Genomic DNA, 26865 nt, shown 5'->3' with positions numbered 1-26865 from the left:
TCGCTTGTGCTCGGCACGAATCACTGATGGCCGTTCGCCCTGAGCGGAGTAAGCGAGCCGAGGTCTCGCAAGACGTTCAAAAGAAACATCGGGCATTAAAAACCCGTTCGTCCTGAGCCTGTCGAAGGATGAACGGCCTGCGCTCAAAGCTGAGGACGGGGCGTTCATGGTGCGACGCGCCCGGCCAGGGAAGCTCACCACGAACGGTTCACAGTTTTGTCGCTGTTTGCCAAAATTGACTACCTTCTAAGTCATTGCTTTATTAAACAAAAAATTGCTGCTTCTAAGAGCCTGCCGAAGGGCTAACGGACTAGGAAGCCATTCGCCCCGCGATCCAATCCCCCAATGCTCCAGATTCTTGCCATGCCCCTCCCCGCCAAGCTGCGCATCGCCCCTGTGCTCTCCCTCCCTCCAGTCCTCGACTTCCTCCAGCAAGCCCGTGCCCAGATGTTCTCTGGCCGTGTCGACACCGCGGCGCTTGCGCCCGATCTGCTGAACTTCGAACAGGTCTATTGCCAAGACGGCCGCATGCTCGCAGCGCATGACCATGTCCATGGACTGGTGGGCACCATTGCCTGGCGCGCCTATGACGATCGCTTTGCCCAGCTCGATTTCACGGGCCGGCGCGTGGTCGAAGTGGTGCGGCTGTTTGTCGCGCCCGCATGCCGCAGACAAGGCATTGCCGACGCGCTGTTCGCGGCGCTCAAAGCGCAGGCCGTGGACCAGGACATAGACGTGCTTTATCTGCACACCCACCCGTTCCTGCCGGGCGCGGAACTGTTCTGGCAGCGCCATGGTTTTCAAGTGCTGTGCCGGGACGCCGACCCTGAATGGCAGACCATCCACATGGAATGTGGGCTCTGAGGCCGGGCGCGCCGGAGGATGGCCACGCGCTCCTATAATCGCCGCACCCGTACAGGAGTCCCGGGCCGCAGCCGCGGCCGGGGTGAAACGGGAAGACCGGTGACTTCGGGCCCCTTGCCCGCGCATTCCGGCGCAGCCCCCGCTGCTGTAAGCCTGACAGACACACTTCAATGCCACTGGGCCCCGGCCCGGGAAGGTGGTGTGCGCTGGACGACGGCGAGCCAGAATACCGACCTGTACGATTTCAGTCATAGCCACGGGGTGTGGGCCGTTTGCTGACCGTCCCGGGGCCACGCTGTCGCCTTGGGCGTTCGCACGCAGTCTTATCCCGTGGTCCCCTTGATCGCGGAGCGCATGGACGACCAGTTCCAACAGGCGCATGCCCAGCGCATGCAGCAGAAAAAAGCCCAGGTGGATGCCGCCGTCGAGCGTTCGCGCGCGCTGCAAGGCGTGGTCGTGCTGCTGACCGGCCATGGCAAGGGCAAGACCACCTCGGCGTTCGGCACGCTGTACCGCGCCCTGGGCCATGGCCAGCGCGCGGGCCTGGTGCAGTTCATCACCGGCACGCAATCGAATGGCGAAGTCACCTTCCTGCTGCAGCAAGGGCTGCTGGGCCAGGGCGCGTTCGCGCGCGTCGCCTACCATGCGATGGCCACGGGCTGCACCTGGAACAGCCAGGGCTGGGCCGCCGACAAGGCCGCGGCCGATATCGCCTGGCAGGCCGCCCAGCACATGCTGGCCGACGCCTCGCTGGGCCTGGTGCTGCTCGACGAGCTGACGTTCATGCTCGAATACGGCTATCTGGACGCGTCCGATGTGGCCGCGGCGATTCGCGCGCGCCCGCCCGCGCAGAACGTGGTGATCACCGGACGCAACGCGCCGCCGGTGCTGCTGGCACTGGCCGACACCGTGAGCGAGATTGCCGACACCCGCCACGCGTTTCGCGCGGGCATCAAGGCCCAGGCCGGCCTGGATTTCTAATGCGCCTTGCCCTCTGCGCCTGCACGTTGGCCTTGGCAGCCGCCCTGCCCCTGCTGACGACGGCCGCGCCGCTGCCGCGACTGATGTCCACGAACATCTGCGCCGATGTGCTCGCGCTGGGCCTTGCCGACCCCGCGCAAATCGTCTCGCTGTCGCGCCAGAGCCAGGACGCGCAGCGCTTCTCGCTGGCCGCCAGGGCGCGCCAGTTCCCGGCCAATGAGGCCACGGCCGAAGATGTGCTGCACCTCAAGCCCGATCTGGTGCTGGCCTCGCGGCGCTGGAATGCGCGCCACCAGCAGGCGCTGCTCAAGCGCCATGGCGTGCGCATCGTCACCGTGCCGTTTCCCACCGATTGGGAAGGCATAGACAGCAGCACCTTGCAGATGGGCCGCGCCATGGGCCGCGAAGCCGCGGCGCAGCAACTGCTGGCCGCGACCCAGGCCAGGCGCGCCCGGTTGCAGGCCACGCCGCGGCCGTTCAATGCGCTTTATCTGCGGCCCAACGGCGGCAGCGCGGGAACCAAGACCCATGTCGATGCCGTGCTCCAGGCCGCGGGCCTGCGCAACCATGCGACGGCGCTGGGGCTCGCGGGCTGGGGCCGCGTCGATCTGGAACGCATTCTGAACAATCCGCCCGACGTGTTCATCACGCCGGGCCTGGTCAATGACCTGGCCTATGCGCGCTCGGGGCTGTCGCGCCATCCACAGATGAAAGCCTTGCTGGAGCGCATTCCCGTGGTCGCGCTGCAGCAGAACGACTGGGGCTGCAGCAACTGGCAGCTGATAGAAGCCGCCGAAGCCGTGGCGCTGCAGATCGATGCGCTGCATCTGGAGCCGCGTCCATGAAGGCGCCACGCCTGTGGCTGCTCAATGCGGGCCTGCTGGCCGCGCTGCTGCTGCTGTGCGCGCTGTCGCTGGGCATTGGCTCGGTGCCGATTGGCGTTGCCGACTGGTGGCAGGCGCTGGGTGCACCTGACAGCGATCTCGCGCTGCGCCAGCGCGCCATCATCGAAGAGATTCGCCTGCCGCGCGTGGTGCTGGGCGTGCTGGTGGGCATGTCGCTGGGCGTGTGCGGCGCGGCGCTGCAGGGGCTGCTGCGCAATCCGCTGGCCGAGCCCGGCATTCTGGGCGTGAGTTCCAGCGCGGGTCTGGGCGCTGTGGTCTGCATCTATTTCGGGCTGTGGCACTGGAACCCCTGGCTGCTGCCCACGGTGGCCATGGCCAGCGCGGCCCTGGCGACTTTCGTTCTCTACCGCATCGCGCGCCGCGGCGCGAGCAATCTGACCTTGATCCTGGCGGGCGTCGCGATGTCGGCGCTCACGGGCGCGCTGACGTCGCTGGCGATCAATCTCGCGCCCACGCCCACCGACATGCAGGACATCGTGCTGTGGCTCATGGGCTCGCTGGCCGACCGCAGCTTTGACGAAGTGCGCCTGAGCGCGCCGTTCATCGCGCTGGGCCTGCTGATCCTGGCCGTCAGCGGCCGCCATCTCGACGCGCTGACGCTGGGCGAAGACGAAGCCGCGAGCATGGGCGTGAGCCTGCCGCGGCTGCGCGCGCAGATCATCGCCGGCACGGCGCTGTGCGTGGGCGCCAGCGTCGCCGTCACGGGCACGATAGGCTTTATCGGCCTGGTCGTGCCGCATCTGTTTCGCCGTGCCGTGGGCTACCGGCCTTCGGCACTGATACTGCCCAGCGCGCTGGGCGGCGCGGTGCTGCTGCTGGCCGCCGATATCGCCTTGCGCCTGCTCAGCGGCCGCGTGGAACTGATGCTGGGCGTGGTCACGGCGCTGATAGGCGCGCCCTTCTTCTTTTATCTCGTGCTGCGCGAGCGCTGGAGGAGCCGCTGATGCTGTCCATTGCCGCGCTGCAAGTCCCGTCCCGCGTCCATGCGCTGTCATTCGACGTGCGCGCCGGCGAGCTGTTTGCGCTGATAGGGCCCAACGGCGCGGGCAAGAGCTCGGCGCTCAAGGCCCTGGCCCAGCTGCTGCCGCACCAGGGCCAGGTCTTGCTGCAGGGCGAAGAGCTGGCCGCGATGGCGTCGCCGCAGCGCGCGCGCCGCCTGGCCTATCTGGCCCAGGGCGATACGGTCGCCTGGCCGTTGTCGGTGCGCGATTTCGTTGCGCTGGGCCGCATTCCACATCAGCGCCGCTGGGGGCCGCGCGTGCTCAGCGGCGCCGACAATGCCGCCATCGATTCGGCGCTGGCCGCCATGCACCTCACGGCAATGCAGCAGCGTTCGCTCGACCAGCTCTCGGGCGGCGAGCGTGCCCGCGCGCGGCTGGCGCGTGCGCTGGCCGTCGAGGCGCCGCTGCTGCTCGCCGATGAACCGGTGTCGGCGCTCGATCCCTTCCATCAGCTCAGCGTGATGGAGCTGCTGCGCGCGCAGTGCAATGCGGGCCGCGCCGTGGTCGTGGTGCTGCACGACCTCACGCTCGCCAGCCGCTTTTGCGACCGCGTGCTGCTGCTCAACCAGGGCCGGGCCGTGGCCTGCGGCGCGCCGCGCCAGGTGCTCACGCCCGCCCATCTGCAAAACGTCTACCAGGTGCAGGCCATGCATGGCGAGCATGAAAGTCAGGGCTATGTCGTGCCCTGGCGCTGCCAGCCGCCGGCATCCGTTTGAAATTTCGTTCCGTATCCCACAGGAGATTCCCATGAACACCACCGCCAAGATTCCCGCCACCATCGTCACAGGCTTTCTGGGCAGCGGCAAGACCACGCTGCTGCGCCATATCCTGGAGAACGCGAACGGCCGCCGCATCGCGGTGATCGTCAACGAGTTCGGCGAACTGGGCATCGATGGCGACATCCTGCGCAGCTGCGGCATTGGCTGCGACGAGAACGGCAATGAACAGGGCGCAGGGCAGGAGGGCCAGCTCTATGAACTCGCCAACGGCTGCATGTGCTGCACCGTGCAGGAAGAGTTCTACCCCGTGATGCGCGAGCTGATCGCGCGCCGCGCCGACATCGACCATATCCTGATCGAGACCAGCGGCCTGGCCCTGCCCAAGCCTCTGGTCCAGGCCTTCAACTGGCCCGAGATCAAGAACGCCTGCACGGTGGACGCCGTGATCACCGTGGTCGATGTGCCCGCCACGGCCGCCGGCCAGTTCGCGGCCAACCCCGCGGCTGTGGACGCCCAGCGCCGCCAGGACCCGAACCTGGACCACGAATCGCCGCTGCACGAGCTGTTCGAAGACCAGCTGATGTCGGCCGACCTGGTGGTGTTGACCAAGCTCGATCTGGCCAGCAGCGCAGACCGCGCCAAGGTCGAAGCCATCGTGCGCGAGGAAGTGCCGGCGCAGGTGAAGATCGTTGCCGCCGACCAGGGCAGGATCGACCTGGGCGTGGTGCTGGGCCTGTCCAGCGCCTCGGAAGAGACCATTGACCAGCGCCAGGGCCACCACGGCCATGGCGACGACCACGACGAACACGACCACGACGAGTTCGATTCCATCGTCGTCAAGCTGCCCGCGGTCGACCGCGATGCGCTGCTCGCGGCGCTGGCGCGCATCGTCTCCGAACACACGGTCTACCGCGTCAAGGGCTTTGTCGCCGTGCCGGCCAAACCCATGCGCCTGGTGGTGCATGGCGTGGGCACGCGCTTCGACAGCTACTTCGATCGCCGCTGGGCCGCGGGCGAAACGCCGCAGACCCATCTGGTGCTGATCGGACATGAGCTCGACGAAGCCGCGATCACGGCCGAACTCGACCAGCTGGGAGCGCGCTGATGCATTTGCTCGCTGTCCAGCCCGGTGGCTTTGTCGATGACGAGGCTTTCGTCGCCAGCATGGGCCAGACCCCGGCGCAGGTGGTATTTCTCAGCGCGGCCGACACCACGCTGGCCTTGCTCGCCGAAGTCTATGCCCAGCTGCGCGGCGGCCCGGACGGCGAGCAGTTGCCCACGGTGCGCCTGGCCAATCTGATGCACCTGCGCCAGCCGGCGTCGGTCGATCTCTATGTGGACGAAGTGCTGCAGCACGCGCGCGTGATCGTCATCGATCACCTGGGCGGCGAAAGCTACTGGCCCTATGGCACGGAACGCATTCGCGACATCTGCCGCATCAAGGGCATAGAGCTGGTGATGTTCTCGGGCGACACCAGCGAAGACCTGAACCTGCTGCAGAAAAGCACGGCGACGATGGAGCAGTGCCGCAGCATCTGGCGCTATCTGCGCGAAGGCGGCGCGGCCAACGCGCGCGAAATGTTCCGCTATCTGTGGCACGGCTTTCTGGGCGGCGAACAGCCGGCCTTGCCGCCGCGGCCCCTGCCGTCGGTCGCGGTCTACCACCCCACCAACGACGCCAGTGACGCCGCCGACATCGCCGCCTGGCAGCAGCCCGGGCCGCTGCAGTGGATAGACGGCGCACCCGTGGTGATGATCGTGTTCTACCGCGCGCATCTGCAGTCGGGCAACACGCAGGTGTTCAAGGCGCTGAGCGAGCAACTGCTGGCGCAGGGCATGAACCCGCTGCCGCTGGCCCTGCTGTCGCTCAAAGACGCGGCCTGCATGGCCATGCTGCACCAGCTGTGCGCCGACCACCAGGTGGCGCTGATTCTCAACACCACCTCGTTCTCGCAATCGTCGCTGGAAACCCCGGGCGACCATGCGCTGGCGGGCGACATTCCCGTGCTGCAGGTCATCATGTCGGGCGCCAACGAGCAAAGCTGGCTCGACGACGCCCATGGCCTGCAGCCGCGCGACATCGCCATGCATGTGGCCATGCCCGAAGTCGACGGCCGCATCATCACGCGCGCCATCAGCTTCAAGGGCCGCTCCCACCGCAGCGAGCTCACGCAGTCGGATGTGGTGCAGTACCAGCCGCATGCCGAACGCCTGGCCTTCGTGGTGGAACTCGCCCAGCGCTGGTGCCGGCTGCGCGGCAAAGCCAACGCCGACAAGCGCCTGGCGCTGATCATGGCCAACTACCCGACCAAGGAAGGCCGGCTGGGCAATGGCGTGGGGCTGGACACGCCGGCCTCGGTGATGCATATCCTGCGCGCGCTGGGCGAACAGGGCTACGGTCTGGAAGACCTGCCGCAGGGCAGCGATGCCTTGATGGTGCAGTTGCAGCAAGGCATCACCAACGACCCCGATTCCTGGGCGTTGCGCCCTGCGCAGCAAAGCCTGGAACTCGCGAGCTACCAGGCGTTCTTCGCCGGCCTGCCCGAAAGCAATCAGCAGGCCATCCTGGAACGCTGGGGCCCGCCCGAAGCCGACCCCATGCTGCGCGAAGGCCGCTTCATGATCGCCGGCCTGCGCTGCGGCCGCCTGTTCGTGGGCATTCAGCCCGCGCGCGGCTACCAGCTCGATCCCGCGGCCAGCTACCACGACCCCGATCTGGTGCCTCCGCACTACTACCTCGCGTTCTACCACTGGCTGCGCAGCGCCTGGAATGCCGATGCCATGGTGCACGTGGGCAAGCACGGCAACCTCGAATGGCTGCCGGGCAAGAGCGTGGCCCTGGCCAACACCTGCTGGCCCGATCTGGTGTTCGGGCCCATGCCCCACCTGTACCCGTTCATCGTCAACGACCCGGGCGAAGGCACGCAGGCCAAGCGCCGCGCCCAGGCGGTGATCGTCGACCACTTGATGCCGCCGCTCACGCGCGCCGAAAGCTATGGCGCGACGCGCGACCTCGAACGCATGGTCGACGAGTACTACGACGCGATCACCATGGACCGCCGGCGCGCCGAGCTATTGCGCAAGCAGATCCTCGACCATATCCTGGCCCACGATCTGCACCAGGATCTGGGCGTGGCCAAGCCGCGCAGCGCAGAAGAAGAGCAGTTGCTGCTCAACAAGACCGACGCCTATCTGTGCGAACTCAAGGAAAGCCAGATCCGCGACGGACTGCATATCTTCGGCCAGTCGCCCCAGGGGCGCCTGGCGCGCGACACGCTGCTGGCGCTGGCGCGCCACCCCGTGGGCAATGGCCAGGGCGCGAACAACAGCCTGATACGCGCGTTCGCGCTCGACTTCGAATTGGGCGCCGACTTCGACCCGCTGGACGCGGCCTGGGAAGCGCCCTGGACCGGCCCGCGCCCCGAACTGCTGGCCCAGATCGACCCCCAGCCCTGGCGCCACACCGGCGATACACGCGAACGCCTCGAATTGCTCGCGCTGGACTGGCTGGAGCGCCCCTTGGAGGAAGTCAGCGCCAGCGCGCCCGCCATGGCGCAGACGCTGGCCGTGCTGGCGCGCGTGCAGCAGGACCTGCGCGCGCGTCTCGAAGCCTGCGGCCCGCAGGAAATTCTGCAGCTCAGCCGCGGCCTCGAAGGCCGCTTCGTGCCCGCGGGCCCCAGCGGCGCGCCCACGCGCGGCCGGCCCGACGTGCTGCCCACGGGCCGCAACTTCTTTTCCATCGACACGCGCGCCGTGCCCACGCCCACCAGCTGGACCCTGGGCCTGCAATCGGCCAATCTGCTGATAGAGAAATACACGCAGGAGCATGGCGACTACCCGCGCACGCTGGGCCTGTCGGTCTGGGGCACCGCCACCATGCGCACCGGCGGCGACGACATCGCCCAGGCCTTCGCGCTGCTGGGCGTGCGCCCCAAGTGGGCCGACGGCAGCTGGCGCGTGGTCGATTTCGAAGTGCTGCCCATGTCGGTGCTGGGCCGGCCGCGCGTCGATGTGACGCTGCGCGTCTCGGGCTTTTTCCGCGATGCGTTCACCAATGTGATACGCCTGTTCGACGCCGCGGTGCAGAAGGTGGCAGATCTCGAAGACGAAGATGCGGACACCAATCCGATACGCGCACGCGTGCTGCAGGAAGCCGCCCAGCTGCAGGAACAAGGCATGGACGCCAAGGACGCGCGCCACCAGGCGGGCCTGCGCGTGTTCGGCGCCAAGCCCGGCAGCTATGGCGCGGGCCTGCAAGGCCTGATGGACGGCCAGAACTGGCAGACCGACGCCGATCTGGCGACGGCCTACCGCAACTGGGGCGCCTATGCCTACGGCCAGAACGACAACGGCACGCCGCTGCCCGAGACCTTTGTGCAGCGCCTGAGCGCCATGCAGCTGGTGGTGCACAACCAGGACAACCGCGAGCATGACCTGCTCGACTCCGACGACTACTACCAGTTCCAGGGCGGAATGGCCGCGGCCGTGCGCCATTACAGCGGGCAGCAGCCCGATCTCTACTTCGGCGACCACAGCAACCCGCAGGCCCCGCGCATGCGCACGCTGCAAGAAGAAATCAGCCGCGTCGTGCGTTCGCGCGTGACCAACCCCAAGTGGATAGACGGCATCAAGCGCCATGGCTACAAGGGCGCGGCCGAAGTCGCGGCCACCGTGGACTATCTGTTCGCCTTCGACGCCACGGCGCGCGTGGTGCGCGACGACCAATACGCGCGCGTGACCGACGCCTTTGTCGCCGATGCCGCGACGCGCGACTTCCTGCAGCAGCACAATCCCGCGGCCTTCCATGGCATCTGCGAGCGCCTGCTCGAAGCCATACAGCGCGGACTGTGGCAGGACAGCGGCGACTACCAGCCGCTGCTGGAACAACAACTGCTTGCAGCCGAACAGCTGCTGGAGAACCGATGACTTATCCCTTCACCGCCCTGCAAGGCCAGCAGCCGTTGCAGACCGCGCTGCTGCTGGTGGCTGTCGACCCGCTGCTGGGCGGCGTGCTGGTCGAAGGCCCGCGCGGCACGGCCAAATCGACCAGCGCGCGCGCGCTCGCGGCGCTGCTGCCCGCGGGCCGCTTCGTCAATCTGCCGCTGGGCGCGACCGAAGAGCAGCTTGTCGGCTCGCTCGATCTCGAAGCCGCGCTGCAGGACAGCCGCGTGCAGTTCCGCCCCGGCCTGCTGGCCCAGGCCCACCAGGGCATTCTCTATGTCGATGAAGTGAATCTGCTGGCCGACGGCCTGGTCGATCTGCTGCTCGACGTCAGCGCCAGCGGCGTCAACCGCGTGGAGCGCGACGGCGTCTCGCACCAGCACCCGGCGCGCATTGCGCTGATAGGCACGATGAACCCCGAGGAAGGCCAACTGCGCCCGCAGCTGCTCGACCGCTTCGGCCTGTTCGTGCAGCTGGCGAATGTGCCCGATGTCGCCACGCGCAAGGCGATTGTCAAGACGCGCATGGCCTATGACGCCGACCACGAGGCGTTTGCCGCGCGCTACGCCGACGCGCAGCAGGCGCTGGCCGCGCGCGTGGCGGCGGCGCGCGACAGCGTCACGGATCTCGAGTGGTCCGATGCCGTGCACGACCATGTGGCCGGACTGTGCCAGAGCGCAGGCGTCGAAGGCGTGCGCGCCGATCTGGTGATGCTGCGCGCCGCGCGCGCCCATGCAGCGCTTGCCGGCCGCGGCGAGGTGAGCCTGGCCGATGTCGATGCCGTGGCAGAACTGGCGCTGGCGCACCGGCGCAGCCATGACGCGGGCGCGGGCACGCCCCCGCCACCGGCGCCGTCACCGCCGCCCGACGCATCGAACGCGCCCCCCCCCGCCCCTTCACCCACACCGCAGGCCGGCGATGGCGCGCCCGGCGAAAGCCAGTCCGAGAGCTGGGGCGCCCTGCCCCCGCCCCAGGCCACGGGCCTGCAGGCGGTCAAGCCGCTCAAGGCCTTGGAGGGGTTCAAGCCAAAAAAAGCCTGACGCGCCCTGCGCTGGCCGGTCAGGCCAAGGCAGGGCGCGGGGCAAACACCGCAGGCAAGGGGCGGCTTGCCGGCGCGGCCAGCGCACGCCTTGACTGGGTTAAAACGCTGGGACGCAAAGGCAGTGGGACGCTGCAGCTGCGCGATCTGCGCTATCGGCCCCAGCCCCTGGGCAGCAACACGCTGCACTGCGTGCTGCTCGACATGTCGGCCTCTATGCTGCGCGGGGAGAAGCTCGCGCTGGCCAAGGGCTGTCTGCTGGCACTGACCGAGCGCTTTTATCGCCGGCGCGAACATTTGGCGGTGATAGGCTTTGGCGGCAACGAGGCGCGGCTGCTGCAGGCGCCGGGCAAGGTGGCCACCTTCAACGCCGTGTGGATCGCACCGCTGCGCGGCGGCGGCGCCACGCCCGTGGAGTCGGCCCTGCAGCTGGCGCAAACGCTGATGCAGCGCAGCCGCAAGGCATCCACGGTCCAGAACCTGTCGCTGTGGCTGCTGACCGACGGCCGTTTTGCGGCCCTGCCCGCTCGGCCGGCGCTGGCCGACAGCTGCCATATTGTCGACTTCGAGAACGAGGCCGTGGCGCTGCGCCGCTGCCAGCGGCTGGCGCGCGACTGGGATGCGCAGTGGATTGCCGCTGCCCAGCTCAATCGGGTTTGATCTTCGCGCGCGCAATCACCTTCTTCCAGCGTTCCTGCTCGGTGGCAATGAACTGGGCAAACTGCGCGGGCGTGTCGCCAATGACTTCGGCCGCATCGCCATGCAGGCGTTTGAGCGCATCGGGTGCCTTGACGGCCTTCATGGTTTCGGCCGACAGCTTGTCGACATGGGCCTGCGGCATGCTGGCCGGTGCCAGCATGCCGTACCACTGGGTCATCTCGAAGCCGGGAAAGCCCTGCTCGGCCACGGTGGGCACGTCGGGCAGCTGCGCCAGGCGCTGGGACGAGCCGGTTGCAATGCAGCGCACCTTGCCCGACTTGATGAAGGGCAGGATGGCCGCGGCGCCGATCGCCGAGGCATCGACCCGACCCGACAGCAGGTCGGTCAGCATCGGTCCCGTGCCGCGATACGGCACATGCAGCATGTACACATCGGCCGTCATCTTCAGGTATTCAAAGGCCAGCTGTCCGGCGCTGCCGTTGCCGGCCGAGCCATAGCTCAGGCGGCCGGGCTTGCTCTTGGCGTAGGCAATGAACTCACGCAGGTTCTTTGCCGGCACATCGGGGTGCACCACATACAGGCTGGGCACCTTGGCCAGCAGGCTGATGGGCTTGAAATCCTTGGGCGACCAGGGCAGCTTGTCGAAGATATAGGGGTTGACGGCCAGCGTGCCGATATGGCCCAGGATCAGCGTGTGCTGGTCATCGGCGCGCGCCACCTCAGACATGGCGATGTTGCCCGCCGCTCCCGGCTTGTTGTCGACAAACACGCTTTGGCCCAGCGTCTTGGACAGCTCGGCGGATGTGGAGCGGGCGACGATTTCCGAGCTGCCGCCGGGTGCGAACGGCACGACGAAGCGCACCGACTTCGACGGCCAGGCGCCTTGCGCCAGCGCCGCGCCGGGCAGCAGGCCCGTCAATGCCAGCGCACCGCCGGCGCTCAGCAGTTGGCGGCGCGTGGGGGCCGCGGAAAGATCCGATGCGTGGGCAAGGCGTGGCATGTTCTGTCTCCGAAATACTTGTGAAGCTGCCATGCTGCCTGCGGCCAGCTTTCAACAGGCTTTCAGCCGCAAGGTGTTTACCCTAGCTTCGCGCACCGGCCCGCGCGCCGCACCCCATGACCTGTATATGCTCTGCCCCCATGTCCCATCGATTCACCTTTGCCCTGCTGGCCTGCGCCCTGGCCCTGCCGGCCGCCGCCGCTGCGCTGGATCAGACCGAATGCATTGCACCCGCCAAACCGGGCGGCGGCTTTGATCTGAGCTGCAAGCTGGTGCAAAAGGGCCTGCTCGACGGCCGCTTCATCGCCACACCCATGCACCTGCGCTACCTGCCCGGTGGAATTGGCGCGGTGGCGTACAGCAGCGTCATAGCCCAGAGCCCGGCCCAGGCCAGCGCCATTGTCGCGTTCTCGGGCGGCTCGCTGCTCAATCTGGCCCAGGGCAAGTTCGGGCGCTATACCGAAAGCGATGTGCGCTGGCTGGCCGCCATCGGCACCGACTACGGCGCGGTGGTCGTCGCCCAGGACTCGCCCTACCAGACGCTGGCCGATGTCATGCGCGCGATGAAGGCCGAGCCGGCCAAGGTGGTGCTGGGCGCCGGCGGAACAATTGGCAGCCAGGACTGGATGAAGGCCGCGCTGCTGGCGCGCGCCGCGGGCGCCAATCCCAAGCTGATGCGCTTTGTCGCCTTTGAAGGCGGCGGTGAAGCGATTCGCGCGCTCGAAGGCGGGCACATTCATGTATTCACCGGCGATGCCGCCGAGACCGGCCAGCAGATACAGGCTGGCGCGCGGCTGCGCATCCTGGCCGTGATGTCAGACCAGCGCCTGCCCGGCGCGCTGTCCCAGGTGCCCACGGCGCGCGAAGCCGGCGCGGCGATTTCCTGGCCCATCGTGCGCGGCTTCTATCTGGGTCCGCGTGTCTCGGACGCCGACTACGCGCTCTGGAGCGAGACCTTCGCAAAGATGCTTGCCACACCCGGCTTTCAGCAGCTGCGCGCCGAACGCGGACTGTTTCCCATGGCCCTGGTGGGCAAGGACCTTGAGCGCTACGTTCACCAGCAGGTCGCGCACTACCGCGCGCTGGTCAAGGAGCTGGGTCTTCCGGCGGCAAAGTAGACTCCGGCGCCGCGCGCGGCAGCTGCATCTGCGCCCACAGGCCGCCTTCATTGGGCGCCTGGCGCAGCGCGAGGCTGCCCTGGTGGCGCCTGGCGATCGAGGCAACGATGGCCAGCCCCAGGCCCGAGCCCGCTCCCTGCGAATTGCTGGCACGAAAAAAGCGCTGCATTGCCTGCGGCAGGTCGTGGGGGGGAATGCCCGGGCCGCTGTCGCTGACGCTGAGGCAGGCGCAGCCCGGCTCCAACGCCACTTTGACCGTGATGCGCCCCTGCGCCGGCGTATAGCGCAAGGCGTTGTCCAGCAGATTGGCCAGCGCTTCTTCCAGCAGTTCACGCTGCACCCGCACCCATACCGCTTGCTCCGGCGTCTCCAGTCCCAGGTCGATGTGCTGGGCGCGCGCCTGCGGCCACCAGCGCCGGGTGACTTCGCGCGCGAGTTCGGCCAGATCGACCGACTCGCTTGCCAGGTCGCAGGTGTCGGCGCGCGCCAGCGCCAGCATCTGGTTGGTCTGGCGAATGGTGTGGCGCAGCTGTTCGCGCAGCGCCGCCAGCGCGGCCTGGACGCTGGGCAGGTCGGTGGCGCGCTGGGCAAACGACACCTGGGTCAGCAGCGTGCTCAACGGCGTGCGCAGCTGGTGCGAGGCGTCATCGACAAACCGGCGCTGGCTGTCCAGCAGTTCGCGCTGGCGAAAGATATGCTGGTTCATGGCTTCGACCAGCGGCAGCACGTCCTGGGGCACGCGGCTGGTGTCCATGGGCGACAGATCGTCGGGAGCGCGCGCCGCGACTTCCTGGCGCAGTTGCCGCAGCGGCCGCAATGCCCAGGCCACTGCCGCCGCCGCCACTGCCGCGGCCAGCGCGGCCAGCAGCGCGTCGCGCGCCACCGCCCCCAGAATGAAACGCCGGCTGAACTGGTCGCGCGAGGCAAACGGCTCGGCCACCTGGATCACCAGGCGGGTGTCGGTACTCGAACCCATAGGCTGCGCCAGCAGACGCTGGTAGCTTGCAATGCGCATCTGCTGGCCCGCGTACTCCACGGTCTCGAAATGCGGCTGGCGCTCGCGCAGCGGCTGCGCCGGCACAGGCAGATCGGGGCTGCCTATCTCCACCAGGCCATCCTGCGTCGCGACCCGGTAATACACCGGCCCATTGGCCGTGAGCTCGAAGAATTCAAACAGCACATAAGGCAGTTCCACCGCCAGCCCGCCGCTTTCGGTGGAGACATTGGCATCTATGGCCTTCACCGCGCCAAACAGCGAGCGGTCGAAGGCCGCATTCACCGCCGAGCGCGCCGTATGCCAGGTCAGCCAGACCTGAACCAGGCTGCCGATCATCACGCCTGCGAGCAGCAGCGCGATCAGCATGCGCCGCAGGCTCACGCGGTGCAAGGCGGACAGCTTCACGCCGCCGCTTCCAGCACATAGCCCAGGCCGCGCAGCGTGGCAATCTGCGTGCCCGTGCCCGCCAGGCGCTTGCGCAGCCGGTGTATCAGCACTTCCACGGCTTCGGGCGAGACTTCGCTGTCGCCGGCAAACACCCGGTCAAGCAGTTCGCGCCGGCCCAGCGGCGCGCCGGCCGCCTGGATCAGCGTTCGCAGCAGCGCATGTTCGCGCGCGGTCAAGCTGAACGGCTCGTGGCCCAGCGTGAAGCGCCGCGTGAGCGCGTCATAACTGAGCTGGCCGCAGCCAAAGCGCGTGACTTCGCGGCCCTTGGATCGGCGTATCAGCGCCTGCAGGCGCGCTTCGAGCTCCTCGACTTCAAACGGCTTGGCGAGGAAGTCGTCGGCGCCGGCCTTGAGCGTCGCCACGCGCTGGGCCAGCGTATCGCGCGCCGTGAGAATCAGGATGGGCAGTGGATTGTCTTCCTCGCGCAGGCTCAGCAGCACTTCCTCGCCCGCCAGCCCCGGCAGACCCAGGTCGAGAATCAAGGCGTCGTAGTGTGCAGCGCGCAGCGCGCGGCGCACCAGCCGGCCGTCGGCCACCCAGTCCACCACAAAGCCGCTTTGCTCGAGCGCGCGCACCAGCCAGTCGGCCAGCGCCGATTCGTCTTCCGCCAATAAGAGTCGCATGGTGTAGCCAAAGGTCCAGATCAATGCCGCCATTGTCGTGAGGCCAGGCCTGCGCTCGCAAGCCATGTCACCTGGGAATACCCGCGAGCGGGCTGCCCTCGCGCCGTTTTAGCCGCTAAAAATCAGCCCCAGCATGCTGTGGACGCAGGTCGCAGCAACTACCAGCCCGGCCAATGGCCAAGGGACGATGCCATTGCAAAATTGGAAACGCTCCTGCATGAAACTGCCCCTGCCGCAGCGTGCGGCGCGGCGCAGCGCGGCCTGCACCCTGTGCAGCGTGGCATCAATACATCGTTTGTGCTGAATTTTGAATGATAATACATCTCATTATTGTTACAATTACACGCTTTCAGACATGAGCCCTTTACCTGAGCGGCTCGACACCTTGGGGCGGATAGATTGATGACAAACAAGAATGAGGAAACGCGGGCAGTGCGTCCCATGCGCCTGCCTGCCATGGCGGCGTTGGCCGCGCTGGCGGGACTGGCCTGTGCGGCCGCAGGCGCGCAGCAGCAGCAGCAGCAGCAGGAGCCAGGCGCTGCGCAGTCCCTGCCTACCGTTGAGGTCAACTCCAGCCAGTACGATCCGGATGACGTGCGCCCCGAAGGCGTGACCACGGCCACCAAGACCTACATGGCGCCCAGGGACATTCCGCAGACCATTGATACGCTCGAAGTCAACAAGTACAAGAGCTACGGCATCAATGATCTCGCCACCATGCTGGACGGCGTGCCCGGCGTGAACACCAGCTACGACATGCGCGGCGAGGGCGTGATGATCCGCGGCTTCCAGGCCGATGCCGGCGACATCTACCGCGATGGCGTGCGCGAAAGCGGCCAGGTGCGCCGCAGCACCGCCAACGTCGAGCGCATCGAGATTCTCAAGGGCCCGGCCTCGGTGCTCTACGGGCGCAGCGCCGGCGGCGGCGTCGTCAACCTGGTGAGCAAGCAGGCGCGTTTCGACGCAAAAAGCAGCGTCACGCTGCGCGGCGGCTCCTGGGACAACGTCGGCGGCACCATCGACATCAACCGGGTGATCAACCCCTATGTCGCCGTGCGCCTGACAGCCGACCGCGAACAGGCGCACAGCTTTCGCAGCGGCATACGCAACCGCAACGAGATGATCTCGCCCAGCATCATGGTCGACAACCGCAAGGGCCTGCGCTGGACTGGCCAGTACACCTACGACAACGTCTGGCGCGTGCCCGATCGCAGCCCCGCATATGACCAGTTGCCGGCCGGGGTATCGATACGCCAGGGCTTTGCCCAGCCCGGCGACTATGTGGAAGACCGCCTGCGCGTGCTGCGCTCCGATCTGAGCTATGACTTCAACCCCGCCTGGAGCCTGCGCTGGGTGGCGAGCCGGCGCGAGGCCGCGCAGGACTTCGATCACTACTATCTGGGCACCTACTGCAACGCCCAGGGGCGCACCTCGGCCGGCGCGGCCTGCACCCACCGCGGCCAGGTGCGCCAGAGCTATGCCTGGCAGGAGACCGCCAACAAGACCACCTCCAACACCGTGGATCTGACGGGCCGCTTCGAGCTGGCCGGCATGCGCCACGACCTGCTGCTAGGCGCCGAGTACAGCCAGGAAGAGCGCGCGCCGCGCCTGTTCTCCACCACCGCCAGCAACGGCTTCGTCGACCCGTTCAACCCGGTGTTCAATGCCCAGCGTCCCGCGCAGGGCGCGCCCTCGCAGCACAACCTGCATGTGGGCAAGGGCCATGCGATCTACGTGCAGGACATGGTCCATCTCGCGCCGCAGTGGAAAGTGCTGCTGGGCGCGCGCTACGACAGCTATACGTTCGAGAGCACCAACCGCATCAATGGCTTTCAGCGCGACACCGGCGGCAACTCGGTCAGCCCGCGCGTGGGCGTGATCTGGCAGCCGCTGCCTGAGCACAGCATCTACAGCTCGTGGAACAAGAGCTTCTCGCCTTATGGCGGCCGCGGCACCCTGAGCGTGGATACCGCCGCCACCGCGGTGCTTGACGAGGAACCCCAGCATTCGCGCCAGTTCGAAGTCGGGGTCAAGAGCGACTGGCTCGACGGCAAGCTGTCGACCCAGCTCGCGGCCTATGAACTGGAGCACTACAACATCCGCTACCGGCCCGAGCCCGACATCGACCCCTACCGCTTTGCAGTGCGCGGCAAGGAGCGCTCGCGCGGCATCGAGTTCAGCGCCTCCGGCCGTATCGCTCCCGCATGGTATGTGCGCGGCGGCGTGGGCGTGATGAGCGCCAAGGTCGCGAGCGACCAGAGCGTGCCAGCGAACATGGGCAAGTACCTGCCCAATACCGCCAAGCGCAACGGCAGCCTGTTTCTGCGCTACGCCCCTGCAGGCGCATGGTATGGCGAGCTGGGTGTGACGCACACCAGCGAACGCTACACCAACGCCGCCAACACCGCGGCCGTTCCCGGCTACACGCGCTGGGACGGCCTGATCGGCTGGCGTGCCGCGCCGTGGACCGTGACCCTGGCGGTGTCGAATCTGCTGGACAAGGAATACTGGCGCTCCAATGCCATGCCCGGTGCGCCGCGCAGCTTCCTGGTCAGCGCGAACTACCAGTTCTAAGCGCGGGCCGCGGGCCATGCGCCGCGCGGCCCCGGGCCGCGCGCATGTTCTGCAACTACTCGACGATCTTGGCGTAGGCCGCCAGATCGGCGTACTTGTCCATGTCGGTGCGGATCAGCTGCGCCAGGTTCTCATCACCCTTGGCCGGAATCGCGCCCGAAGCCTCGAGGCGCTGGCGAATCACCGGGTCGGCCAGACCTGCGCGCAGCGCGGCCTGGAGCTTGGCAAGGATCTCGGGCGGCAGGTCCTTGGGCGCGGCAAACGCAAACCAGCCGGCCAGCGAATAGCCCTTGAGCGCGGGGTGCTCGCCCAGCGCGGGCACGTCCTTGAAGCCGGGCAGGCGCGTGGCCGTGGTCACGCCCAGCGCCTTCATGCGGCCGTTTTGCAGGAAAGGTCCGGCGGCGAGCGGCGAGATGATGGCGAAATCGACATTGCCGCCACCCAGGTCGGTGGTCATCGTCGCCGAGCCGCGGTAAGGCACATGGGTGATGTACAGGCCGGCAAGCTTCTTGATCAGTTCGGCCGAGAAATGCGGCGTCGAGCCGATTCCCGGGCTGCCGTAGCTGTACTTGCCGGGATTCTTCTTGACCAGGGCGACAAACTCGTCGAGGTTCTTCACCGGCACATGTGCGCCCGCAACCCACATGTTGGGCGCCAGTGCGGCCAGGCCGATGGGCGTCAGGTCCTTGGAGGGATCGTATTTCTGCGCGGTATTGACGGCCTTGGTGCCCGCCAGTTCATTGCTGGAGCCGGCCAGCAGCGTGTAGCCGTCGGGCTTGCTGCTGACCACGCGCTGGGCCGCGACCACGCCGGCGGCGCCGGCCTGGTTTTCCACCACCACCGTCGCATCGAGGTGCTTGGTGAGGATGTCGGCAATCACGCGCCCGACCATGTCGACCGAGCCGCCGGGCGCATAGCCAATCACCAGACGAATCGGCTTGGCGGGGTAAGAGGACTGGGCCCACAGCGGAGTGACGGCCACCGCGGCGGCCGCCGCCACAAGAGCGCGCCGGGAAAAAGAAGATGCAAGCATGGTGATCAGTAAGAAGTGATGGCAATGCCGATTGCAAGAACCGGGCCAAGGGGCTCGATGTTAGTGGCAATCCAGGCCGTCATGCACTGCAATTCATAGGTACTTGTACTAGGATCAGGCAATCATTGTTGAACAATGACTGCCATGCAGTGGTGCCGCGGGGCGGGTTCAAGGCTGGAAAAGCAGCATCGCGAATACGCCGAAAAGCATCAGATGCATCCAGCCTTGCACCGGCGAGGTCCGCTGGCCGTTGAAGCTCAGCAGCGCCAGCACCAGCGTCACCGCAAACAGCAGCGTTTGCGCTCCCGAAATGCCCATCACCACCGGCTTGCCCGTGAGCAGGCCTATGGCCAGCACCGCCGGCACGGTCAGGCCCACCGTGGACACAAAGGCGCCCAGGCACAGATTGATCGCGCGCTGCATTTCGTTGTTCATCGCGGCGCGCACGGCGGTGATCGATTCCGGCGTGAAGACGATGATGGCAATCAGCACTCCGCCGATCGCCGCAGGGGCGCCGGCCGCCGCGATGCCGTAATCGGTGACGATGGCCAGATAATGCGCCAGCAGCACGATGGGCAGCACCATGGCCAGCAACAATGCCGAGCGCACCAGCAGCGCCTTGCGATCCGGGGGCGCGCCCGCGGCAAGCGCTGGCAGGGGCGCAGGCGCGGCCGCTCGAGCTGCCATTTCACCTGCGGGTGGCTGTATGAAAAAGCGCTTGCAGCTGCGCATCTGCAGCCACAGAAAGGCGCCATAAAGCAAGGCCGTCAGGGCCGCCATGCCCATGGCCTGCAAGCGCGTGAACTCTCCTGCGCCACTGGTGTAGTTGGGCAGCACCAGCGCCGTGCCGGTCAGCAGCGCAATCATGGAAAGATAGGCGCCTGCGCCCTGGGCGTTGTATTCCTGGTCGCCATGCCTGGCCCAACCGGTGATCAGGCACAAACCCATGACCAGGTTGATGATGATCATCATTACCGCAAAGATCGAGTCCCGTCCTATGGTGGGGAAGTCGCCGGGCCCGAGCAGCACCGAAGCGATCAGTATCACTTCGATGGCGACGATGGACAGCGTGAGAATCAAGGTGCCGTAAGGCTCGCCCAGCTGATGGGCCAGATGATCGGCCTGCCTGACCACGCCAAACGACGCGGCAAGTATGGTGGCAAACAGCAGCGCGAACACGCCCGCGGCCCTGCCCGGGCCTAGGGGCGCGGCCAGCCATTGCTCGCCCAAAGCCAGGAACAAGGCGACCACCAGCCAGGCACAGACCAGCAAGACCCAGGTCGCGGGGGGAACAAGGCGCGTTGGCGTCGACATGTGGTTCATGCGGCGTCTCCCGGCTCGGCACCCGCCCCGGCAGGCGGACAGGAAAAACAAGCTTGCGCAGTTGCGCGCGAGACAGGCGGGTATACGGCCATGGCAGACTTCCTCGGAAGCACAGGGCCGTCCCCTTGTGTGATCAGCACCAAGGTCGTCCTTGGCCAGGCCGGCGCAACGCACGCAGGCCGCAAAATCATAGCACGCAGCCGCGCGTCAGGGCCGGCCCCGCCCGGGGCTCAGCGTGCCGCGTCGGGCCATGAAGCGCCCGGGCAGCAGTCGCAGATGGGCGCGGGCGCGTCGACGGCGAAAAAGCCGATGTCGGCCGGGCCGCTGCCCACGGCGTCCGCCGACTTGCCCGCGGCGTCAAACACCCCCAGCGCCAGTTCGACCGACACGCCGCCGGGTGCGCCGCTCTCGGCATCGGCATCGGCATCGGCATCGGCATCGGCGAGTATGGGATTGTCCAGGTTGATGGACGCGCGCAGCCCCCCCTGGGCGTGAAGGCCTGGATGGAATCCATGCGCATGGGGACGGGGTCTGCAAACGCAGGAGGATGTCGGCAATCACCCGCCCGACCATGCCGACCGAGCCGCCGGGCACGGAGCCAATCACCAGCCAGGATCGATAGTTGGAACCTATTGAAATTTCCTGACACCAAGCCAAAGCCAAAAACACAACCAGCGCGGCGCGTCGAAGCCCCCGAGGGATACATCCGACTTCACTTGCCATCTGAACCCAACCCGCGCACCCGCGCAGCCTTACAGGAGTCCATCCAATGGGACGAAGAAAATTCGCACAAATCAACAACCGGGGCAAGGAAAAACACCAATTCATTCAGCCCAACAAGATCCACGCAGCGATTCAGGCACGCCACCTCTCAGATCTCAGCGACCTGGCTCTTTCTCCCACGATGAAGAATACTGCGGAGAAAAATTTTGCGGGTTTCACGCCCTTGTCTGCCGCAGTGATGACGGGAAGCCTGGCGCTGGTTGAAGTGCTGCTGGAAACCCCGTGGGATCTGGCAGTCAATGAAAAATGCGGCCCATATGAAAAAACGGCATTGGGCCTGGCAATTGCCAATGGCGACCACGACATTGCAATGCTGCTGCTGCAGCGCGAAGATGTGGACCCGAATATAAAGGACAAACATCAGAGAAATGCCTTTCAAGATGCGCTTGAACTATCTTGGGGAAATTGCGCCAATACCGCAGACGAGAACTTGGCGATCGAAATAATCAACCACCGGAACACAGATCTCAACCAAGAGGTTGCCGACATGCCGGCATTCCTGACTTATCAATTTTCCCTTCCCCTGTCAGTGGAACGAGCATATATCAACAACCCCAACGCAAACCTTGTTTTCACCGGATACGGCCACCCGCAGTGCAGTGCACTTTCGGAGATATTTCGGACCGGCGGGGAATTATCCCGACTGGAAAACATTCTGGGGGCAACCCATCGCGACATCGGAATCAACTGGTATTCGCAAGGAGCCGGAACCGCGCTATCGGAGGCGATCACCGCCGACCGCGAGACAGCGGGGGATTTCTGGCACCATTTTCGCTCCATCAGTCTTGTGAAAATGGTACTCAAGCACCAGGGTCTGGACGTCAATGCGGCGCATGAGGACAAGCCCATGGTTGACGCCGTGATTTCCACTGCAATGGGATGGACGGATTTTTTTGACAAGCAAGCAAAAATACAATTCAAGCAATGTCAGAGCGAGCAGGCCAACAACAAAAGCATCCGCAATGCCGGGTTCGACACCCTCAAGAATTTCATCACCCACCCGATTCTGGATCTCGACGAATCAAAGGAAATTAAAATCCTTCAACATCTGATTGCACATTATTCCTGCGAACGCGACGACGACTGTGCAGATTCCATTGACGTCCTTATTGCCTCAAAAATGGAACGCCTTCTCGCCCAGGATCCGCCAGTGCAGGACCCAGAACCCAATTTGCCGTGTGAATACGACAAGATCGTCATTCCGCTGCGGCTGCCTGATGATTTCATCATGGGGGCAGTGCCCGCGTGGTACACGCCGCCCGACATCCATCGCCTGGCACCGCTCAGTCCCATCGAGCCGCATTTTCACGCGTTTGAAGCATTTTTTACCGGGAGGGCGAACATCGACCGTGCAGCAGACATGTTCTGGCTGGAATGATCGCCCGACAAGACGCCAGCGCGCTTTTCGTCGACAGGCACGCGCCACCGTCCCTCCAAGGCGTTGCGGCCTGCGATAGAACTTGGGCAGGCGCAACGCCCTGTGCCTCGCGCTTCAGCTACTGGCCGGCGCCACGCCCGCGCCCTGGATGCCGTGGCGCTGCAGCGCCCGGGCCACAAAGCCGCTGGCCTTCATTTCCTCGACAAAGCCGCTCAGCACCCGCGCCGCGTCTTCGCCACGCGACTTGGGGCAGCCCATGGCCTGCTGTATCACCATGAAGCGTCCGGGCAGCAGGCGCAGGCCCGCGTGCGCGCGGCTGTCGGCCTCGAGCTGCTGCTTGACGCCCGCGGCGACATCGGCGTTTTCCTCGAGGAAGGTCTGCACCACGCTGGGCGAGGTGGGCGCACGCAGTATCTGCGCGTTTTTCAGCGCGCGTGACAGATAGAGGTCATAGGCGCTGCCCTTGCCGACCACCACGCGCAGACCGCTGGCATCGACTTCATCGTTGTGCTGCAAGGCGCAATCCTCGCGCACCAGATAACTGCCTTCGATCAGCACATAGGGCGCGGTGAAAGCAATGTGCGCGCCGCGCAGCGGGTCGATGGCGAAAAAGCCGATGTCGGCCTGCTCGTGGCCCACGGCGTCCACCGACTTGCCCGCGGCGTCAAACACCACCAGTTCCAGCGCGACACCCAGGCGCTGGGCAAACGCCTGCGCCAGATCGACCGACACGCCCCCGGGCGCGCCGGTCACGGCATCGGCATGGGCCAGTATCGGATTGCCCAGATTGATGCAAGCGCGCAGAACGCCCTGGGGCGTGAAGGCCTGGATGACGGAGGGAGCAATGGTCATGGGGAGGGGTTCTCAGGAGTGAGGATGTTGCTGATCTTCTTGAGGTTGCGCAGCGTGCTCGACAAATGGGCGTGCATCGCCTGCGAGGCTTCTTGATTGCGGCCGCGTTCAAGCAGCTCGAGCAGATGCAGGTGCTGCTCGCAATGCTCCTTGTAGCGGCTGCGCTCCTGCATGGAGCGGTAGGACAGCAGGCGGCGCACGCGGTTGACGCGGCGGATGGTGTCGATGAAAAATGCATTGCCCGAGCCTTCGACCAGCGTTTCGTGAAAACGCACGCCGCGCTCGTGCAACTGGTCGGCGGTGTCGGTGCCAATGCCGCCGGCCAGCAAATGCTGCTCGGCGGCGCGGCAGCGCGCAATGGCTGCGGCGGACAGCTGATAACCCGGCTCCAGCAGCGCCGCGGGTTCGAGCGCCAGGCGCAGGCGATACGACTGCAGCAGGCTGTCGGCCGTGGTCAGCATCGACGAGAACTCCCAGCCGTAGCCGGGCTTTTTCTCGGCCCAGCCTTCGTTGGCGATGCGGCCCAGCACGGCGTTGAGCTGGGCCGGAGTCAATCCATAGCGCTGCTTGATCAAGGCCTCGGAGAACGCGTCGGGCAGCTGGCCGCGCAGCCTGTCGTCGGCGATCTGGAAATAGACGGCCGAGACCGCGTCCGAAGCTTCCAGGCCCAGCCGTGCGGCCAGGGCATCAATGCTTTCACCCGCAATCGCCTCGACCAGGAAATAGCCGCGGTTGGGCTGGCGCCGCAGCACGCCCTTGTCGGCAAGCAGCGACAGCGCGTCGTTGACCGGCGAGCGCGAGACGCGCAGCCGGTCGGCCAGCGACTGCGCGGGCAGATGGCTGCCCGCGGGCATGGCATCGGACTGCAGGAGTTGGAGGATCTGCGAAGGAAGGGATTGCTCTGGCCACATGGACAGGATTCTCACCTGCCCCGCGCCCTCATGCGGCATTTTTCTCGCGGGCGTGCATTGCCAGCATCTGCTGCAGGGTCGAGGGAATCACGCCGCCGGCGCGCAGCAGCGCGACTTCGAGCTGGGTTTCGACCGCGGCCGTCGCCTGCAGCGCTTCGCTGCGGCCGTCGGCGCGCCGCACCCGGACCGCGACGCGGCAGCGCGGCGCGATCGCCTGGGCGCGGGCATCGATCTCGATGCGGTCACCGGGCTGCAGCGCCAGCGTGAACGGCGTCACGCCCGCGGGCAGGCGCAGCGGCAGTATGCCCATGCCTATCAGGTTGGAGCGGTGTATGCGCTCGAAGCTGTTGGCCAGCACCGCGCGAATGCCCAGCAGCCGCTGGCCCTTGGCCGCCCAGTCGCGCGACGAGCCCGTGCCGTAGCGCTCGCCCGCGACCAGCACCACCGATTCTCCCGCGGCGCGGTAGCGCTCGGCGGCATCCCACAGCGGCAGGGTCTCGCCGCTGGGCACATGCAAGGTGTGGGCCACAGGCGCCTGCGGTGCAAACAGGTTCCTGAGCGTCTTGCTGTGAAACGCCGCGCGCACCATGACTTCCCAGTTGCCGCGGCGCGAGGCAAACACATTGAGGTCGTTTCTGTCGTCGCCGCGCGCGACCAGGAAGTCGGCAACCAGGCTGTCGGGCGGAATCGCGCTGGCCGGCGAAATATGGTCGGTGGTGATGTCGTCGCCCACCACCAGCAGCGGGTGCGCCGCGTAAGCGCCCAGCAGGCTGCCTTCGGACAGCTGCGCGAACGGCGGGCGGCGCAGCGCGGTCGATGCGGGATTCCAGGGATAGAGCGCCGAGTTGGGCGCTGCCAGCGCATGCCACAGCGGGTTGGCGGCGGCCAGCGCGAAACTGCGTCGGTAGTCGGCCGGGTCCTGCGAGCGCGTCAGCACGGCGTCGATTTCCTGCGGCGACGGCCAGAGGTCCTTGAGGAACACCGGCCGGCCGTCGGGCGCGGTCTGCAGCGCATCGACGCGCAGATCGCGTTCGGCGTCGCCCGCGAGCGCGAACGCCACGACCAGGGGCGGAGACATCAGAAAGCCCAGCTCGAGATCGGGGTGCACCCGGCCCGCAAAATTGCGGTTGCCCGACAGCGCAGCCACGGGAAATATCGTCTGGCGCGACATCGCATCCTGAATCTGCGCGGGCAGCTGGCCCGAGTTGCCTATGCAGGTGGTGCAGCCGTAACCAACGATATCGAAGCCCACGGCCGCAAGATCGTCGGTCAGCCCCGCGCGTTCCAGATAGGCCGCGGCCGCGGGCGAGCCCGGGCCCAGCGATGTCTTGACCCAGGCAGCGGCCTTGAGCCCCAGCGCGCGCGCCTTGCGCGCCACCAGGCCGGCGGCGATCAGCAGCCGCGGGTCCGAGGTGTTGGTGCAGCTGGTGATCGCGGCAATCGCCACCGGATGGCGCGGCATCTGCGCATCGGCGGCGGCCGGCTTGAAATTCAGCGCCGCCAGCGCGCTGCGCGTCTCGCCAAAGCCCAGCAGATCCTGCGGCCGGCGCGGCCCCGCGACCTGCATGCCGACCGTGGCCAGATCGATATCGATGCTGCGCGTATAGACGGGCTGGGCCGCGGGCTCGAACCACAGGCCCGTGGCCTGGGTGAAGGCCTCGACCTGGGCGATCTGCTCCTGCGAGCGCCCGGTTGCCGCGAGATAGTCCAGCGTCTGCTGGTCCACCGGGAAAAATCCCGTGGTCGCGCCGTATTCGGGCGCCATGTTGGCGACCACGCAGCGGTCGCCGGCCGTGAGCGTGGCCAGGCCCGGGCCGTAGAACTCGACAAACTCTCCCGACACGCCAATGGCGCGCAGGCGCTGGGTCACGCTCAGCGCCAGATCGGTGGCCAGCACGCCGGCGGCAAGCCGCCCCGTGAGCCGCACGCCAATGACATCGGGAATGCGCAGCATGGTCGGCATGCCGAACATCACGGTCTGCGCCTCGAGCCCGCCCACGCCCCAGCCCAGCACGCCCAGGCCGTTGACCATGGGCGTATGGCTGTCGGTGCCTATCATCATGTCGGGCACCAGCCAGGCCGCGCCCTCGCGCTCCTCGGTGGCAACCACGGTCGCGAGCTGTTCGAGGTTGATGGTGTGCATGATGCCCGTGCCCGGCGCATGGATGCGCACGCCGCGCAGCACCTGCGAGGCCCAGCGCAGGAAGGCATAGCGCTCGGCATTGCGCCGTATCTCGAAGGCCATGTTGCGCGCGGGCGCATCCGCTTGCGCAAACGCTTCGACGGCCAGCGAATGGTCTATGGACACATCGACCGGCAGGCGCGAATTGAGCACCGCGGGATCGACGCCGGCTTCGGCCAGCGTGCTGCGCATGGCCGCGAGATCGACCAGCGCGGGCGTGCTGGTCGTGTCGTGCATCAGCACGCGCCCGGGCTGAAAGGCGATTTCGGCGTCACTGGTCGCGCTCTCGGTCCAGGCCAGCAGCGCGGCGATCGCCGCAGCGCGCTCGGCGCCCGCCATATTGCGCGCGACGTTCTCCAGCAACAGGCGCAGCACCACGGGCAGCTGCGTCAATTTGTCCCCGCACAAGGCTTTCAGATCGACCGCGCAATAGCTGCGCTCGGCAAGGTGCATCAAGGGTGGCGTATCAGTGTTTTCCATAGGATTGATTTTGCATTTTGTGTTCATAAAATGCAATCAAGCGCAAACCCTTAT

Annotated in this window: 20 protein-coding genes, 1 pseudogene and 1 riboswitch; of the genes and pseudogenes, 12 read left to right on the top strand and 9 right to left on the bottom strand. The window is 66.6% G+C overall.

Annotation, left to right across the window (positions count from 1 at the left end; genetic code table 11):
* The first annotated feature begins 363 nt into the window (after positions 1-363).
* From KHY18_RS08285 to KHY18_RS08245, 9 genes are all read left to right on the top strand, one after another.
* Entirely contained in the window at positions 364-864 is a 501-nt protein-coding gene (locus tag KHY18_RS08285; protein ID WP_213297861.1) for a GNAT family N-acetyltransferase, read from the top strand.
* Positions 865-900: 36 nt separating this feature from the next.
* Positions 901-1116, top strand: a riboswitch (cobalamin riboswitch).
* Positions 1117-1194: 78 nt separating this feature from the next.
* Complete coding sequence (gene cobO, locus KHY18_RS08280) at positions 1195-1845, top strand: cob(I)yrinic acid a,c-diamide adenosyltransferase (protein ID WP_349630261.1); 651 nt, start codon at positions 1195-1197, stop codon at positions 1843-1845.
* A complete protein-coding gene (locus tag KHY18_RS08275) occupies positions 1845-2690 on the top strand; it encodes an ABC transporter substrate-binding protein (RefSeq protein WP_213297858.1) in 846 nt (281 codons plus the stop codon). The genes cobO and KHY18_RS08275 overlap by 1 nt, the downstream gene beginning before the upstream one ends.
* Positions 2687-3694 carry a FecCD family ABC transporter permease gene (locus KHY18_RS08270; protein WP_213297853.1) on the top strand — a complete coding sequence of 336 codons (1008 nt, stop codon included), beginning with the start codon at positions 2687-2689 and terminating at the stop codon, positions 3692-3694. The genes KHY18_RS08275 and KHY18_RS08270 overlap by 4 nt, the downstream gene beginning before the upstream one ends.
* On the top strand, positions 3694-4467 hold the full coding sequence (locus KHY18_RS08265) for an ABC transporter ATP-binding protein (protein WP_213297850.1): 774 nt from the start codon (positions 3694-3696) through the stop codon (positions 4465-4467). Before KHY18_RS08270 ends, KHY18_RS08265 begins: the two co-directional genes overlap by 1 nt.
* 31 nt (positions 4468-4498) lie before the next feature.
* Positions 4499-5575: a cobalamin biosynthesis protein CobW gene (cobW, locus tag KHY18_RS08260; protein ID WP_213297847.1), complete on the top strand. Its 1077-nt coding sequence runs from the start codon at positions 4499-4501 to the stop codon at positions 5573-5575.
* Entirely contained in the window at positions 5575-9396 is a 3822-nt protein-coding gene (gene cobN / locus KHY18_RS08255; RefSeq protein ID WP_213297825.1) for a cobaltochelatase subunit CobN, read from the top strand. The genes cobW and cobN overlap by 1 nt, the downstream gene beginning before the upstream one ends.
* Complete coding sequence (locus KHY18_RS08250; RefSeq protein ID WP_213297823.1) at positions 9393-10451, top strand: magnesium chelatase ATPase subunit I; 1059 nt, start codon at positions 9393-9395, stop codon at positions 10449-10451. Before cobN ends, KHY18_RS08250 begins: the two co-directional genes overlap by 4 nt.
* A gap of 203 nt (positions 10452-10654) precedes the next feature.
* Positions 10655-11110, top strand: coding sequence for a vWA domain-containing protein (locus KHY18_RS08245; RefSeq protein ID WP_213297821.1), 456 nt, complete (start codon positions 10655-10657; stop codon positions 11108-11110).
* Here the strand turns inward: KHY18_RS08245 and KHY18_RS08240 are convergent.
* Positions 11097-12110 carry a Bug family tripartite tricarboxylate transporter substrate binding protein gene (locus tag KHY18_RS08240; RefSeq protein ID WP_213297819.1) on the bottom strand — a complete coding sequence of 338 codons (1014 nt, stop codon included), beginning with the start codon at positions 12108-12110 and terminating at the stop codon, positions 11097-11099. The two genes, KHY18_RS08245 and KHY18_RS08240, sit on opposite strands and share 14 nt — an antisense overlap.
* 140 nt (positions 12111-12250) lie before the next feature.
* On the opposite strand from KHY18_RS08240, the gene KHY18_RS08235 reads away from it, so the two are divergent.
* Positions 12251-13228: a tripartite tricarboxylate transporter substrate binding protein gene (locus tag KHY18_RS08235; RefSeq protein ID WP_213297806.1), complete on the top strand. Its 978-nt coding sequence runs from the start codon at positions 12251-12253 to the stop codon at positions 13226-13228.
* Here KHY18_RS08235 and KHY18_RS08230 read toward each other — a convergent pair.
* Together KHY18_RS08230 and KHY18_RS08225 are read right to left on the bottom strand one after the other, a co-directional pair.
* A complete protein-coding gene (locus KHY18_RS08230) occupies positions 13197-14630 on the bottom strand; it encodes a sensor histidine kinase (protein WP_213297803.1) in 1434 nt (477 codons plus the stop codon). The genes KHY18_RS08235 and KHY18_RS08230 overlap by 32 nt on opposite strands.
* Positions 14627-15295, bottom strand: coding sequence for a response regulator (locus KHY18_RS08225; RefSeq protein ID WP_213297798.1), 669 nt, complete (start codon positions 15293-15295; stop codon positions 14627-14629). The genes KHY18_RS08230 and KHY18_RS08225 overlap by 4 nt, the downstream gene beginning before the upstream one ends.
* A 402-nt stretch (positions 15296-15697) precedes the next feature.
* Between KHY18_RS08225 and KHY18_RS08220 the strand changes: the two genes are divergently transcribed.
* Positions 15698-17869 (top strand): TonB-dependent receptor, encoded by a 2172-nt coding sequence (locus KHY18_RS08220; RefSeq protein ID WP_213297795.1) that lies wholly within the window; start codon positions 15698-15700, stop codon positions 17867-17869.
* Between the two features lie 55 nt (positions 17870-17924).
* On the opposite strand, the gene KHY18_RS08215 is transcribed toward KHY18_RS08220, so the two are convergent.
* The 3 genes and pseudogenes from KHY18_RS08215 to KHY18_RS08205 form a co-directional block, all read right to left on the bottom strand.
* Positions 17925-18902 (bottom strand): Bug family tripartite tricarboxylate transporter substrate binding protein, encoded by a 978-nt coding sequence (locus tag KHY18_RS08215; RefSeq protein WP_213297791.1) that lies wholly within the window; start codon positions 18900-18902, stop codon positions 17925-17927.
* Between the two features lie 168 nt (positions 18903-19070).
* The gene (locus KHY18_RS08210; RefSeq protein ID WP_213297788.1) at positions 19071-20225 is read right to left on the bottom strand and encodes a calcium:cation antiporter; all 1155 of its coding nucleotides are present in this window, start codon (positions 20223-20225) and stop codon (positions 19071-19073) included.
* A 290-nt stretch (positions 20226-20515) separates the two neighbouring features.
* Positions 20516-20745, bottom strand: a pseudogene (locus KHY18_RS08205) (ABC transporter substrate-binding protein); the annotation flags it as partial.
* 249 nt (positions 20746-20994) lie between these two features.
* On the opposite strand from KHY18_RS08205, the gene KHY18_RS08200 reads away from it, so the two are divergent.
* Positions 20995-22386 (top strand): ankyrin repeat domain-containing protein, encoded by a 1392-nt coding sequence (locus tag KHY18_RS08200; RefSeq protein WP_213297785.1) that lies wholly within the window; start codon positions 20995-20997, stop codon positions 22384-22386.
* Positions 22387-22500: 114 nt separating this feature from the next.
* Here the strand turns inward: KHY18_RS08200 and KHY18_RS08195 are convergent, their stop codons facing one another.
* The 3 genes from KHY18_RS08195 to acnA are packed head-to-tail and all read right to left on the bottom strand — an operon-like array spanning position 22501 to position 26811.
* Positions 22501-23238 carry an ABC transporter substrate-binding protein gene (locus tag KHY18_RS08195; protein ID WP_213297782.1) on the bottom strand — a complete coding sequence of 246 codons (738 nt, stop codon included), beginning with the start codon at positions 23236-23238 and terminating at the stop codon, positions 22501-22503.
* Positions 23235-24149: a GntR family transcriptional regulator gene (locus tag KHY18_RS08190; protein WP_213297780.1), complete on the bottom strand. Its 915-nt coding sequence runs from the start codon at positions 24147-24149 to the stop codon at positions 23235-23237. The genes KHY18_RS08195 and KHY18_RS08190 overlap by 4 nt, the downstream gene beginning before the upstream one ends.
* A 28-nt stretch (positions 24150-24177) precedes the next feature.
* A complete protein-coding gene (acnA, locus tag KHY18_RS08185) occupies positions 24178-26811 on the bottom strand; it encodes an aconitate hydratase AcnA (RefSeq protein WP_213297777.1) in 2634 nt (877 codons plus the stop codon).
* Positions 26812-26865 lie beyond the last annotated feature (54 nt).

This window comes from Acidovorax sp. CCYZU-2555 (genome assembly GCF_018413525.1).
Classification (GTDB): Bacteria; Pseudomonadota; Gammaproteobacteria; order Burkholderiales; family Burkholderiaceae_C; genus Comamonas.
The sequence above is the reverse complement of the archived record's forward strand: the minus strand, read 5'-3'. Positions and strand labels throughout refer to the sequence as shown.

What these genes read in the sequence shown, in the direction of transcription:
- KHY18_RS08285 (WP_213297861.1), top strand. Translation starts at nt 364, where the DNA reads ATGCCCCTCCCCGCCAAGCTGCGCATCGCCCCTGTGCTCTCCCTCCCT.
- KHY18_RS08275 (WP_213297858.1), top strand. Translation starts at nt 1,845, where the DNA reads ATGCGCCTTGCCCTCTGCGCCTGCACGTTGGCCTTGGCAGCCGCCCTG.
- KHY18_RS08270 (WP_213297853.1), top strand. Translation starts at nt 2,687, where the DNA reads ATGAAGGCGCCACGCCTGTGGCTGCTCAATGCGGGCCTGCTGGCCGCG.
- KHY18_RS08265 (WP_213297850.1), top strand. Translation starts at nt 3,694, where the DNA reads ATGCTGTCCATTGCCGCGCTGCAAGTCCCGTCCCGCGTCCATGCGCTG.
- cobW (WP_213297847.1), top strand. Translation starts at nt 4,499, where the DNA reads ATGAACACCACCGCCAAGATTCCCGCCACCATCGTCACAGGCTTTCTG.
- cobN (WP_213297825.1), top strand. Translation starts at nt 5,575, where the DNA reads ATGCATTTGCTCGCTGTCCAGCCCGGTGGCTTTGTCGATGACGAGGCT.
- KHY18_RS08250 (WP_213297823.1), top strand. Translation starts at nt 9,393, where the DNA reads ATGACTTATCCCTTCACCGCCCTGCAAGGCCAGCAGCCGTTGCAGACC.
- KHY18_RS08245 (WP_213297821.1), top strand. Translation starts at nt 10,655, where the DNA reads ATGTCGGCCTCTATGCTGCGCGGGGAGAAGCTCGCGCTGGCCAAGGGC.
- KHY18_RS08240 (WP_213297819.1), bottom strand. Translation starts at nt 12,110, where the DNA reads ATGCCACGCCTTGCCCACGCATCGGATCTTTCCGCGGCCCCCACGCGC.
- KHY18_RS08235 (WP_213297806.1), top strand. Translation starts at nt 12,251, where the DNA reads ATGTCCCATCGATTCACCTTTGCCCTGCTGGCCTGCGCCCTGGCCCTG.
- KHY18_RS08225 (WP_213297798.1), bottom strand. Translation starts at nt 15,295, where the DNA reads ATGCGACTCTTATTGGCGGAAGACGAATCGGCGCTGGCCGACTGGCTG.
- KHY18_RS08220 (WP_213297795.1), top strand. Translation starts at nt 15,698, where the DNA reads ATGACAAACAAGAATGAGGAAACGCGGGCAGTGCGTCCCATGCGCCTG.
- KHY18_RS08215 (WP_213297791.1), bottom strand. Translation starts at nt 18,902, where the DNA reads ATGCTTGCATCTTCTTTTTCCCGGCGCGCTCTTGTGGCGGCGGCCGCC.
- KHY18_RS08210 (WP_213297788.1), bottom strand. Translation starts at nt 20,225, where the DNA reads ATGAACCACATGTCGACGCCAACGCGCCTTGTTCCCCCCGCGACCTGG.
- KHY18_RS08200 (WP_213297785.1), top strand. Translation starts at nt 20,995, where the DNA reads ATGGGACGAAGAAAATTCGCACAAATCAACAACCGGGGCAAGGAAAAA.
- KHY18_RS08195 (WP_213297782.1), bottom strand. Translation starts at nt 23,238, where the DNA reads ATGACCATTGCTCCCTCCGTCATCCAGGCCTTCACGCCCCAGGGCGTT.
- KHY18_RS08190 (WP_213297780.1), bottom strand. Translation starts at nt 24,149, where the DNA reads ATGTGGCCAGAGCAATCCCTTCCTTCGCAGATCCTCCAACTCCTGCAG.
- acnA (WP_213297777.1), bottom strand. Translation starts at nt 26,811, where the DNA reads ATGGAAAACACTGATACGCCACCCTTGATGCACCTTGCCGAGCGCAGC.